The sequence below is a fragment of the Pigmentiphaga sp. NML080357 genome (assembly GCF_002188465.1).
GTDB lineage: Bacteria > Pseudomonadota > Gammaproteobacteria > Burkholderiales > Burkholderiaceae_B > Pigmentiphaga.
In genome coordinates this window covers 60,229-72,024 of the sequence record NZ_NINW01000046.1, presented here as the reverse complement: position 1 = coordinate 72,024, position 11,796 = coordinate 60,229, and the positions used below count along the sequence as shown (strand labels likewise).

Annotated in this window: 12 protein-coding genes; 9 read left to right on the top strand and 3 right to left on the bottom strand. The window is 67.9% G+C overall.

The window, feature by feature from the left end; translation table 11 throughout:
* Nucleotides 1-35 precede the first annotated feature (35 nt).
* The 3 genes from CDO44_RS21190 to CDO44_RS21180 are packed head-to-tail and all read left to right on the top strand — an operon-like array spanning nt 36 to nt 2,401.
* A complete protein-coding gene (locus CDO44_RS21190; RefSeq protein WP_087782268.1) occupies nt 36-875 on the top strand; it encodes an IclR family transcriptional regulator in 840 nt (279 codons plus the stop codon).
* Nucleotides 863-2,131, top strand: coding sequence for a TIGR03862 family flavoprotein (locus CDO44_RS21185; protein ID WP_255407811.1), 1,269 nt, complete (start codon nt 863-865; stop codon nt 2,129-2,131). The genes CDO44_RS21190 and CDO44_RS21185 overlap by 13 nt, the downstream gene beginning before the upstream one ends.
* A gap of 60 nt (nt 2,132-2,191) precedes the next feature.
* Nucleotides 2,192-2,401 carry a heavy-metal-associated domain-containing protein gene (locus CDO44_RS21180; RefSeq protein WP_087782267.1) on the top strand — a complete coding sequence of 70 codons (210 nt, stop codon included), beginning with the start codon at nt 2,192-2,194 and terminating at the stop codon, nt 2,399-2,401.
* Here the strand turns inward: CDO44_RS21180 and dinB are convergent.
* Complete coding sequence (gene dinB, locus CDO44_RS21175; protein WP_087782266.1) at nt 2,368-3,444, bottom strand: DNA polymerase IV; 1,077 nt, start codon at nt 3,442-3,444, stop codon at nt 2,368-2,370. The two genes, CDO44_RS21180 and dinB, sit on opposite strands and share 34 nt — an antisense overlap.
* A 39-nt stretch (nt 3,445-3,483) precedes the next feature.
* Complete coding sequence (locus CDO44_RS21170) at nt 3,484-4,218, bottom strand: glycosyltransferase family 2 protein (RefSeq protein WP_087782265.1); 735 nt, start codon at nt 4,216-4,218, stop codon at nt 3,484-3,486.
* Nucleotides 4,219-4,399: 181 nt separating this feature from the next.
* On the opposite strand from CDO44_RS21170, the gene CDO44_RS21165 reads away from it, so the two are divergent.
* Nucleotides 4,400-5,806 carry a DEAD/DEAH box helicase gene (locus CDO44_RS21165; RefSeq protein ID WP_087782264.1) on the top strand — a complete coding sequence of 469 codons (1,407 nt, stop codon included), beginning with the start codon at nt 4,400-4,402 and terminating at the stop codon, nt 5,804-5,806.
* 21 nt (nt 5,807-5,827) lie between these two features.
* Here CDO44_RS21165 and gluQRS read toward each other — a convergent pair whose 3' ends face one another.
* Nucleotides 5,828-6,733: a tRNA glutamyl-Q(34) synthetase GluQRS gene (gene gluQRS / locus CDO44_RS21160; protein ID WP_087782263.1), complete on the bottom strand. Its 906-nt coding sequence runs from the start codon at nt 6,731-6,733 to the stop codon at nt 5,828-5,830.
* 226 nt (nt 6,734-6,959) lie between these two features.
* On the opposite strand from gluQRS, the gene CDO44_RS21155 reads away from it, so the two are divergent.
* The 5 genes from CDO44_RS21155 to CDO44_RS21135 all read left to right on the top strand — a co-directional run bounded on the left by CDO44_RS21155 (nt 6,960) and on the right by CDO44_RS21135 (nt 11,792).
* Complete coding sequence (locus tag CDO44_RS21155) at nt 6,960-7,889, top strand: DnaJ C-terminal domain-containing protein (RefSeq protein ID WP_087782262.1); 930 nt, start codon at nt 6,960-6,962, stop codon at nt 7,887-7,889.
* A 2-nt stretch (nt 7,890-7,891) separates the two neighbouring features.
* Complete coding sequence (locus tag CDO44_RS21150) at nt 7,892-8,209, top strand: chaperone modulator CbpM (protein WP_087782261.1); 318 nt, start codon at nt 7,892-7,894, stop codon at nt 8,207-8,209.
* 271 nt (nt 8,210-8,480) lie between these two features.
* On the top strand, nt 8,481-9,323 hold the full coding sequence (locus CDO44_RS21145; RefSeq protein WP_087782260.1) for an IclR family transcriptional regulator: 843 nt from the start codon (nt 8,481-8,483) through the stop codon (nt 9,321-9,323).
* A complete protein-coding gene (locus CDO44_RS21140; protein WP_087782259.1) occupies nt 9,323-10,120 on the top strand; it encodes an SDR family oxidoreductase in 798 nt (265 codons plus the stop codon). The genes CDO44_RS21145 and CDO44_RS21140 overlap by 1 nt, the downstream gene beginning before the upstream one ends.
* Complete coding sequence (locus tag CDO44_RS21135; protein ID WP_087782258.1) at nt 10,113-11,792, top strand: thiamine pyrophosphate-binding protein; 1,680 nt, start codon at nt 10,113-10,115, stop codon at nt 11,790-11,792. Before CDO44_RS21140 ends, CDO44_RS21135 begins: the two co-directional genes overlap by 8 nt.
* The last annotated feature ends 4 nt before the right edge of the window (nt 11,793-11,796 follow it).

Below are 11,796 nucleotides of genomic sequence, written 5' to 3'. Positions count from 1 at the left end.
CGTCCCGCAAGCTACGAGTGGATAGTCGGTCACACATGAGCAAAGGGAACGTTTCGGAAGCCGCCCAGGACAAGTATCTAGTCCCCGCGCTGGAGCGCGGGCTGCTGTTGCTGGGTCAATTCAACCATCGCGACCGGAAGCTGTCGGCGCCCGAGCTGGCGCGCCGGCTGAACCTGCCCCGCTCGACCGTGTTCCGCCTGCTGATGACCCTGGAGTCCATGGGTTTCGTGCAGCGGGCCGAGGGCGGGCACGACTACCGCCTGGGCCTGGCGGTGCTGCGGCTGGGGTTCGAGTACCTCGCCTCGCTCGAGCTCACGGAGCTGGGCGCGCCGCTGCTGGAGCGCCTGCGCGGGGAAATCGGTTTCTCGTGCAATCTCGTCGTGCGCGATGGCCGCTCCATCGTCTATGTCGCCAAGTCTTCGGCGCCTACGCCTTTCACCAGCTCGGTTCACGTCGGCACCCGGCTGCCCGCGCATGCGACGGTGCTCGGCCGGGTCCTGCTCGAGGACCTGAGCCTGGATGAGTTGCGCGAGCTGTTTCCCGAAGAACACCTGGAAAGCTATTCGTCCAGCACGCCCCATACGGTGCTCGAACTCTACGAGATGGTGCAGAAGGACCGCGAACGCGGCTACGTGCTGCAGGAAGCGTTCTTCGAAGCGCGGGTATCGACCGTTGCCGCACCGGTGCGCGACGGCACCGGCCGCATCGTCGCCGCGCTCGGCGCCACCATTCCCTCGTCGCGCTTCGAACCGGACCGCATCGACGATCTGGTGGGCCGGGTGCGCAACACCGCCATGGAGTTGTCGCGGCTGCTGAATTATTCGCCCGAGAAGATGCAGGCCATGGGCAAGGTCGCCAACTTGTGGCACAACTGACGGCGGCGCATTCCGCCGCCGTGGTCGGCGCCGGGCCCGCGGGCCTGATGGCGGCCGAGGCGCTTGCTGAGGCCGGCATCGCGGTCGACGTCTATGACGCGATGCCGTCGGCCGGACGCAAATTCCTGCTGGCCGGCATAGGCGGGTTGAACATCACCCATTCCGAACCTCCCGAACGGTTCCTGTCGCGCTACGGCGACCGCGCCGATGCGCTCGCCCCCATGCTGGCGTCTTTCGGAGCCGGCGCCGTGCGCGACTGGGCCGCCGGCCTGGGTATCGAGACCTTCGTCGGCTCTTCGGGCCGCGTGTTTCCCAAGGAAATGAAAGCCGCGCCGCTGCTGCGCGCGTGGCTGCACCGCTTGCGGGGGCAGGGCGTGCGCCTGCACATGCGCCACCGCTGGCGAGGCTGGAAGGACGATGGCGCCCTTGTTTTTGATACGCCGTCCGGCGCCGTGGCGCGGCGCCACGGCGCCACGGTGCTGGCCTTGGGCGGCGCGAGCTGGCCCCGGCTGGGTTCGGACGCCGCCTGGGTGCCGCTGCTCGCCGCGCGCGGGGTGGACATCGTTCCGTTGGCGCCGGCCAATTGCGGCTTCGAGATCGGCTGGAGCGAGCACTTCCGGGGCCGCCATGCCGGCCACCCGGTGCGCGCCGTGACCATGGCCCTGGGAGACGGGCGCGACGCATGGCGCCGCAGCGGCGAGTTCGTGGTGTCGGACTATGGCGTCGAGGGCAGCCTGATCTATGCGGCCTCGGCACGCTTGCGAGACGCCATCGCGCGGGACGGCGGCGTGACGGTTTTGCTGGACCTGACCCCGGGCCTCAGCCTTGAACGGGTGGCGGAGGAACTGGCCTGGCCACGCGGCAGCAAGTCCCTTGCCAACCATTTGCGCGCGCGGGTGCGGGTGGATGGCGTCAAGGCCGGATTGCTGCGCGAGGCCGTCCCCGCGGCCGATTTCCATGACCCCGCGCGGCTTGCGCGGTGGATCAAGTCATTGCCGCTCACGTTGCGCGCCCCTCGTCCGATCGAAGAGGCCATCAGCAGCGCGGGCGGCATCTCTTTTGCCGGACTGGATGCGCACGCCATGCTGGCCAGGCTGCCCGGCGTGTTTTGCGCCGGAGAGATGCTGGATTGGGAGGCTCCCACCGGCGGCTACCTGCTGACGGCCTGCCTGGCGAGCGGGCGCTGGGCGGGGCAGGGCGCGGCTCGCTGGCTAGCGCTGACAGGTCATGGGGCTCCCGCCGCTCCTGCCTCTTGACCTTCCCATCATGACAAGGCCGATACTGCGGCTACGTCACATGAGATGAGGAGTCCCGCTATGTTGCAATTCCAGGTACAAGGCATGAGCTGCAGCCACTGCGTCAAGGCCGTCACGCAGGCCGTCCGGTCCGTTTATCCCGAAGCCCGCGTGGAGGTCGATCTCCATGCGGGCCGGGTCCGGATCGAACACGCCGACGATGCGGCCCGCGTCGCCCGCCTGATCGAGGATGCCGGTTATACAGTGTCGCGTTCCGAAGCGGCGGGCTGATCGCCGAAGAGCGCCAGCTGCCCGTCGGCGGCGCCCAGCCGCACGCCCAGTCCCATCAGCCGCACTGCCCGCGGGTTGCGGCGGAAGGCCGTGGTCAGCAGGATGCGGTATTGCTCCTCGTCCAGGGCCGCGCCGACGCCTTCCGCGGTAGTGCGGTTGAAGTCCGAGAACCGTAGTTTCACGAACAGTTTCTGGATGTGGTTCTGGGCGTCGGCCCGGCGCACGCGCGCATCGAGCTGGTCCAGCATGCCGCGCAGCAATTCCTGGCATGCGTCCAGCGTAGGCAGGTCGGTGGCGAAGGTCTGTTCGACGCTTACCGACTTGCGCTCGCGGGTGGGGGAGACCTCGCGGTGGTCGATGCCCCGGCACAGGTCGTGCAGGCGTTCGCCGAACACCCCGAAGTGCTCGCGCAGCCGCTCCAGTTCCCACGTGCGCAAGTCGGCGCAGGTATCGACGCCCAGTGCCTTCAGGCGCGCGCCGGTCACCTTGCCGACGCCGTGGAGCTTGGATACGGGCAGCGCCGCCACGAAGGCGTCGACGTCCCGGGGCGGCACGACGAACAGGCCATCGGGCTTGTTCCAGTCGCTCGCGATCTTCGCGACGAATTTATTGGGGGCGACGCCCGCCGAGACGGTAATGCCGACGGTTTGCGCCACGCGGCGGCGGATTTCGTTCGCAATCAGCGTGGCGCTGCCTTGCAGCCGGTCAGTGCCGCTGACGTCGAGATAGGCCTCGTCCAGCGACAACGGTTCCACCAGTTCGGTGTAGTCGCGATAGATCGCCATGATTTGGGCCGACGCGGTCCGGTACTTGTCCATGGCGGGCGGGATGATGAGCAGGTCCGGACACAGCCGCAACGCCCGTGCCGACGACATCGCCGAGTGGACGCCGTATTTGCGCGCCTCGTAATTGCAGGTAGCCACCACGCCGCGCGTTTCCGGCCGGCCGCCCACCGCCAGCGGGCGCCCCCGCAGGCTGGGGTCGTCGCGCATCTCGATCGACGCGTAGAAGCAGTCGCAGTCGCAATGGATGATCTTGCGCATGGGGACGTGGGAAAAAAGCGTACGGCTCGGCGCTCCTGCTCATTGCAGGCTGAGTTTGGCGTACCGGTAAAAGCTGCCCGCGGCGGCCGTGACCGCCAGCAGGAATCCGTGGCGGCCGTCCAGGAACCCGCGCTTGAAAAGATACAGCCGCACGAAGGTCCATGCGCCGTGGCCGATCGCCGTCCCGATCGAGGCTCGCCGGCCGCGCGCGTGCATCGCTTGCGCGCTGTCGGTCGAATAGCGGTTCATTTTCGCGATCGCGCTGTCCAGGTCGGGATACGTGTAGTGCAGCAGATGCGGTTCGAGGTGCCCGACGCTGCCGGCCGGAACCACCTTTTCGTGCACCCGGTCGTCGCTGAAGCGGGCGGTGCCGCGCCGGAACAGGCGCAGCACGCGGTCCGGCCACCAGCCGCTGTGCCGGATGAACCGGCCGCAGAAGCTGGACAGCCGCGGCATGTCGTAGGCATCGTATGCCGGGTCGCGCAGCGTTTGGGCGATGGCCGCGGCCAGTTCGGGCGTGACCCGCTCGTCGGCGTCGAGCGACAGCACCCAGTCGCCGGTGGCCATGTCGAGCGCCCGGTTCTTCTGCGGGCCGAAGCCCGGCCAATCCGGCGCGACCTCGACGCGCGCGCCGTGGCGGCGCGCGATCTCCACCGTTTCGTCGGTGCTTCCCGAGTCGAGAACCACGAGCTCGTCGGCGAAGCGGACCGATTCCAGGCACTCGGCCAGATTACGGGCCTCGTTGCGGGTAATGATGATGACGGACAGGCGCATGGCGCGGCAAAGCGGGATGGCGATGGCGCCATTACAGCATGGCCGAGCCGGCGTCCGGCGTGGCGTGGGGCCGGTTTTTCGCCTGGTGGCCGGGTGGACTTTTGGGGTAAAATCTAAGTCTTTGATTTTTCTGGACTATTGATACGCATCATCGTGTTGCGGCATTGGTGGTCCGCCCACCATGACAGATACAGCGGCATCAGGGCCCAGTTCTTTTGCCGATTTCGGCCTGCACCCGGACATACTCAAGGCGGTCGTCGCCACCGGGTACACCATTCCGACGCCTATCCAGGCGCAAGCGATACCGGTCGTCACGAACGGCCGCGACGTAATGGGCGCAGCGCAAACCGGAACCGGAAAGACCGCGGCTTTCACTCTCCCCATCCTCCATCGGCTCATGCCCTTGGCCAACCACAGCGCGTCGCCGGCACGGCATCCGGTGCGGGCGCTGATCCTCACGCCCACGCGCGAGCTGGCCGACCAGGTGGCCGACAACGTCAAGCGCTACAGCCAGTTCACGCCCCTGCGCGCGGCCGTGGTCTTCGGCGGGGTCGACATCGGTCCCCAGAAGGAAGAGGTGCGGCGCGGCTGCGAGGTGCTCATCGCCACGCCGGGCCGGCTGCTCGACCACGTCGAGCAGAAGACCATCAACCTCGGCCAGGTCGCCATGCTGGTGCTCGACGAGGCCGACCGCATGCTCGACATGGGCTTCCTGCCCGACCTCGAGCGCATCATCCGGCTGTTGCCCCAGCAGCGCCAGACCCTGCTGTTCTCGGCCACTTTCAGCAACGAGATCCGCAAGCTGGCGCGCTCCTACCTGACGCAGCCGGTCGAGATCGAGGTCGCGGCACGCAACGCGACGGCCGACACCGTCAGCCAGATCGCCTACAAGCTCGGCAGCGACGCCAAGCGCGCCGCCGTCGTGCACCTGGTCAAGTCGCGCGGCCTCAAGCAGGTCATCGTGTTTTCCAACACGAAGATCGGCACCGCCCGCCTGGCCCGCGAACTGGAGCGCGACGGCGTGCGCGCCGAGTCCATCCATGGCGACAAGACCCAGGCCGACCGCATGAAGGCACTGGAGGCTTTCAAGGCCGGCGAACTGGAAGTGCTGGTGGCGACCGACGTCGCGGCGCGTGGCCTGGACGTGGCCGGCGTGCCTTGCGTCATCAACTACGACCTGCCCTACAACGCCGAAGACTACGTGCACCGTATCGGCCGTACGGGCCGCGCCGGCGCGACAGGCGAGGCGATCGCGCTGTTCACGCCCGAGGAAGAGCGATTCCTGCTGGACGTCGAGAAGCTCATCAAGCGCCAGATCCCGCGCGGACAACTGGACCTGCCATCTTCGCTGCTGGCGTCGTCCGCGCGCAGGGAGCGTCCCTCGCGCGGGACGGGCGGCCGGAGCGAGCGCCATCGCTACCAGGCGCCCGCCGCGCCGGTCGACGATTTCTTCTATCGTCCCTATGTGCCCGCGGCCAATACCGAGCCCGCCGGCCCCGAAGCGTCATCCGCGCCGTCCCGCCCGGCCGCCAAGCGTCCCCTGGCGGTCTTGCTGGGCGGCGGCAAGAAGGACGGCACGGCGTCCTAGCCAAGGCCGCGCCGCGGCGCCTCAACCGGTTCCGATGCGCCACCGCCGCGCCCAGCGGCGGACCGCCTCGGCAAGAAACGCCGACACCTCGCCGGCTTGCAGCGGTTCGAATTGCAGGTGGCGCCATGCCGCTTCCAGCGCGGCCAGGGGTTGCCGCACATCGATCGCGGCGGCGCCGGTCTGCTTCGATAGTTTCTGACCTTCGGCATTGACTACCACCGGCACGTGCATCCACCGGGGAGCGGGCAACTCCAGCATGTCCTGCAGGATTTTCTGCCTGGGCGTCGAGCCGAGCAGGTCTTCCCCGCGCACGACATCGGTGACGCCCTGCGCCGCATCGTCCACCACCACGGCGAGCTGGTACGCCCACATGCCGTCGGCGCGGAACAGCACGAAATCCCCGACCTCCGCGGCGACGTCCTGCTCGACCGGGCCCATCCAGCGGTCGACGACGCGCACCCGGCCTTGCGGCACCCGCAGGCGCCAGGCGCGCGCAGGCCGGCCATGCAGTCCGTCGCGGCAGGTGCCGGGGTAGGGCAATTCGCCCGCGGGCAGATAGCCGCGCGCATGGAGGATGGAGTCGGCAATCTCCTTGCGGGTGCAGCCGCAGGCGTAAACCGCGCCTTGCCGGCGCAACCGGTCGAAGGCCTCGCGATAGGCGTGATGGCGCGAGGACTGGCGCAGCACCTCGCCGTCCCACGCCAGGCCGAGGGCCTGCAACTGGCCCAGTATGACGCGGTCCGCGCCGTCTACCACCCGCGGCGCGTCCAGGTCTTCGATGCGGACCAGCCAGCGCCCGCCATGGGCGCGGGCGTCGAGGTAGCTCGCCAGCGCGGCGACCAGCGAGCCCTGGTGCAGCGGTCCGGTAGGGCTGGGCGCGAAGCGGCCGACGTAATCCTGGGGCGGTCTGGACGAAAGCGCTTGCATCGGGACGGAGATCGTCCAAGGAATGTTCAATGAGGCCCTCAAGCATACGATACAAATTCCGCGCCGCTCCCTGATAGACTGGCACGGGAAGAGCCGTCCGGGCGGCCCCCCGCAGCCCGGGCGGGCTCGGGGCCGATTGAAATCGGCGGGTGCGTCCTCATCTCTAGAGTAATCAGCCGGCCCGGCCGCGTGCCCTGCCGGCTTCATCTCTTGCGAGACCGCGGCTATGGAGTTCAAGGACTACTACGCTATCCTGGGCGTCGAACGGGGCGCGTCGGACGACGACATCCGGCATGCCTACCGCAAGCTGGCGCGCAAGTACCATCCGGACGTCAGCAAGGAGGCCGACGCCGAGCAGCGCATGCGCGACGTCAACGAGGCCTACCAGGTCTTGAAGGATGCGGAGAAGCGCGCCGCGTACGACAACCTTGCCGCCGGCGTGTCGGCGGGAGGCGATTTCCGTCCGCCGCCCGGCTGGGACAGCGGATTCGAGTTCCGCGGCGCGAGCTCGGGCGACGATGCGGCATTCAGCGAATTCTTCTCGTCCTTGTTCGGCGGCCGCCGGCGTCCCGGCGGCGCACACATGCGCGCCCGCGGCGAAGATCATCACGCGGCCATCGAGATCGACCTCGAGGATGCCCTGCACGGCGCGACGCGCGACATCTCGCTGCGCTCCATCGGCCACGACGAGAGAGGGCAGCCCAGGTTGCAGGAACGCACGCTCAATGTCCGCATTCCCGCCGGCGTGCGCGAAGGCCAGTTCATCCGGCTGGCGGGCCAGGGCATGCCCGGCATGGGCGGGGGCGAGAATGGCGATCTCTACCTGGAGATCCGCTTCAAGCCCCATTCCCGGTACCGGGTCGAGGGCCGGGACCTGTACATGAGCCTGCCGGTTGCTCCCTGGGAAGCCATGCTGGGCGCGTCCGTCCGCGCGCCCACTCCGGGCGGGCCGGTCGACGTCACGGTGCCGGCGAACTCGCGCAACGGACGCAAGCTGCGCCTGAAGGGCCGGGGCATACCGGGCGATCCGGCGGGCGACCTCTACCTGGTGCTCGAGGTGGTATGGCCGCCGGCCGACACCGAAAAGGCCAGGCAGGCCTATAGAAACCTGGCGCAGGAAGTGCCGTTCGATCCGCGCCGGAACCTGGGAGACTGACGATGAAGACGGTGGCCGTCACCGCCACGCTGGTGGGAAGCGAAAAGCCGCTCGACGCCGGGGAATTGGCCCGGGCCTGCGGCGCCGAAGAGGCCTGGGTGCTGCAACTGGTGAAGGTAGGCATCATCGAGGCCAGCGGCCGCCCGGCCGACTGGCGCTTCGACAGCGGGGCGCTCCAGCGGGCGCTGGCGGCGCGCAGCCTGCAGCGCGACTTCGACGCCAGCCTGGACGCCGCCGCGCTGATTCTGGACATGAGCAACGAAATACGCCGGCTCAAGACGAAATTGCGCGTGCTCGGCGTCGACGTCAACGCCATCTGACGCACGCGGGCCTTGTCCCGGCGAGACATTGGACATTGGCGCGCGTCGTCGGGGTTCCCCGTCGTTCACCGAGCGCGCCGGCCTTCGCCGATCCAGCGGACCCGTGCCGTTTGCCCGCGGCGAGGCCCAAGCTGAATTCCCCACATTTCGAGGGTTTACCCTAGTCGCACACGTTCTTTTCAACCGCTATATTCTGTCTTGTTCCGTGGATGGTTTGATAGTTCATATTTGAAACGGACGCCCGGGATCGCTCCTTTACTCGTCTCTCGCCGTGAAACCCCTCTCCTCATCGGACGCCGCGCAGGAAAAATATGTCGTTCCAGGGCTGGAAAGGGGGCTGCGCGTGCTCTGCGAAGTAGGCAAGGGGGACGGCACGGTCACGGCGCCCGACCTGGCGCGCCGCCTGGGCGTGCCGCGCACCACGGTCTTTCGCCTGCTGGCGACGCTCGAGCGCCTGGGGTTCGTCCAGCGCGCCGAGAACGGCCGCGACTATTCCCTGGGCATGGCGGTGCTGCGCCTGGGTTTCGAATACCTCGCATCCCTGGAACTCACGCAGCTGGGCGCGCCGCTGCTCGAGCGCGTGCGCAATGAATTCAACCTGTCGTGCCATCTGGTCGTGCGCGATGGTCCGGATATCGTTTATGTGGCGAAGGCCGCGGCGAACACGCCGCTGGCCAGTTCCGTCAACGTCGGTACACGGCTGCCCGCCCACGCGACGGTGCTGGGGCGCGTGCTCATGGCGGAGATGGCGCTGGACGAGCTGCGCGCGCTCTATCCCGACGGAACGCTGGCCGCGGTGAATTCCTTTACGCCGCGCAGCGTCGAAGAGCTTCATGCGCTGCTGCAGCGGGACCGGAGGCGTCCCTACCTGTTGCACGAGGGGTTTTTCGAGTCCGGTATTTCCACCCTGGCCGCGCCGGTCCGCACCCAGGGCGGGGCCATCGTCGCCGCGCTGGGCGTGGCGATGCCGGCCGTGCCGTTGGAAGACTCGAGGCTCGAACGCCTGGCGCGCAGCGTTTGCGACAGCGCCGCCGAGCTTTCTTCACTGCTTAATTACCGTGGGCAGGACGACGCCTACGGCTTCGATAAAAAACTGAACGGAATGGTTGCCTAATGACTATGTATAACCTGGCCGGAAAGGTCGCCGTCGTCACCGGGGGGACCTCGGGCATCGGACTGGCGACGGTGGGACTGCTGCTCGAGGCCGGCGCGGCCGTTGCCTTCTGCGGCCGCAACGAGGAAAAGCTCCAGCAGGCCAAGGACGGCCTGTTGGCGCGCTTTCCCCAGGCCCGCATCTTCGCGTCGCGCTGCGACGTGCTGGTTCCCGAGCAGGTCGAGGCCTTCGCCGCCGACGTGCAGCGGGAACTCGGGACGGCCTCCATCCTGGTCAACAACGCGGGCCAGGGGCGCGTCTCGACCTTTGCCAGCACCGAGAATTCGGCATGGCTCGATGAAGTGCAACTGAAGTTCTTCTCGGTCATCAACCCGACGCGCAGCTTCATTCCGCAACTGGAGCGGAGCGAGGACGCCGCCATCGTCTGCGTGAACTCGCTCCTGGCAATCCAGCCCGAGCCCCACATGGTCGCCACCTCGGCCGCGCGCGCCGGCATCCACAACCTGGTCCGTTCGCTGGCTTTCGAACTGAGCCCCAAGAAGATCCGCGTCAACGGCATCCTGCTGGGCCTGGTGGAATCGGGCCAGTGGCGCCGCCGCTACGAAGAACGCAAAGACCGCTCGCTCACGTGGGAACAGTGGACGGCCCGCATCGCCGCCGAGAAACAGATCCCGCTGGGCCGCCTCGGCCGCCCGGAAGAGCCCGCGCGCGCCATCTTTTTCCTTGCCACGCCCTTGTCTTCCTACACGACGGGCAGCCATATCGATATCTCCGGAGGGGTTTGCCGTCATGCCTAATGCCAACCGCATCACCGTGGGCGCCGCCATCGCGCAGTTTCTGGAAAACTGCGGCGTCAAGGCGGCGTTCGGCGTCATCTCGATTCACAACATGCCTATCCTCGACGCCTTCGGCGAACGCGGCAACATCCGCTTCGTGATGGCGCGTGGCGAGGCGGGCGCCACCAACATGGCCGACGCCTACGCGCGTACCACGGGCGGCCTGGGCGTGACCGTGACCAGCACCGGCACGGCCGCCGGCAACGCCGCCGGCTCGATGGTGGAAGCCATCACCGCCGGTACGCCGCTCCTGCACCTCACCGGCCAGATCGACAGCCCCTACCTGGATCAGAACCTGGGCTTCATCCACGAGGCCAACCACCAGCTCGAAATGCTGAAGGCCGTGTCCAAGGCCGCTTTCCGCATCCGTACGCCGGAAACCGCCATCGGCACGATCAAGCGCGCCGTACAGATCGCCATGACGGCGCCCACCGGCCCGGTCAGCATCGAGATCCCGATCGACGTGCAGGCCGCGTTGATCGACATGCCCGCCGACCTGAACCCGCTGCCGGTCGCCGACCTGGTACCCTCGGAAGCCGCCCTGGACGAGCTGGCCAACCGCCTGGCGCAGGCCAAGCGCCCGCTGCTGTGGCTGGGCGGCGGCGCCCGCAAGGCCGGCGAACAGGTCCGCCGCCTGGTCAAGCTGGGCTTCGGCGTGATCACAAGCACCCAGGGCCGCGGCGTGATTCCCGAGAACGATCCCGCCTGCCTGGGGTCGTTCACCGCGGTCAAGCCGGTCGAGAACCTGTACCAGACCGTGGACGCCCTGGTCGTGGTCGGCTCGCGGCTGCGCAGCAACGAAACGCTGAAGTACGCGCTCAAGCTGCCCGCCACGCGCTATCGCATCGACGCCGATCCGCAGGCCGATGGCCGCGCCTACACCAGCGACTTCTTCGTCAATGGCGACGCCACGCTGGCGCTCAAGGGCCTGGCCGACCGCCTGGAAGGCCGGATGGCCGTCGATCCGAAATTCATCGACGACCTCCAGACCACCAAGCAGGCCGCGATGGCCAAGCTGCGCGACGACGTCGGTCCCTACACCAAGTTGATCGACACCCTGCAGTCCGTGGTGGGCGAGTCCTTCAACTGGGTGCGCGACGTGACGCTGTCCAACAGCATCTGGGGCAACCGCCTGCCGTGCCTGCACGATCCGAAGGCCGGCGTGCACGCGCTGGGCGGCGGCATCGGCCTGGGCCTGGCGATGGGGGTGGGTACCGCCGTCGGCGCGGCCGTGACCGCTTCCGGCAAGAAGACTTTCACGCTGGCCGGCGACGGCGGCTTTATCCTGAACCTGGGCGAGCTGGCGACCGCCGTCCAGGAGCAGGCCGACATGCTCATCATCCTGATGAACGACCAGTCGTACGGCGTCATCAAGAACATCCAGGACGCCGTCTACGGCGGCCGCAAGCACTACGTGCAACTGCATACCCCCGACTATGCGCTCCTGACTCAGTCCATGGGACTGGGCCACGCCAAGGTCAGGCACCTGGACGAACTGGAAGGCGCGATCAAGCAGGGCCTGGCCGTCAAGGGGCCGTTCATCGTCGAGATCGACATGCTGTCGGTGGGCGGTTTCAACACCAAGTTCGCCGGCCCTCCGGTCAAGGCCGCGGCCGAGAAGGCGGGAGCCTGAACCA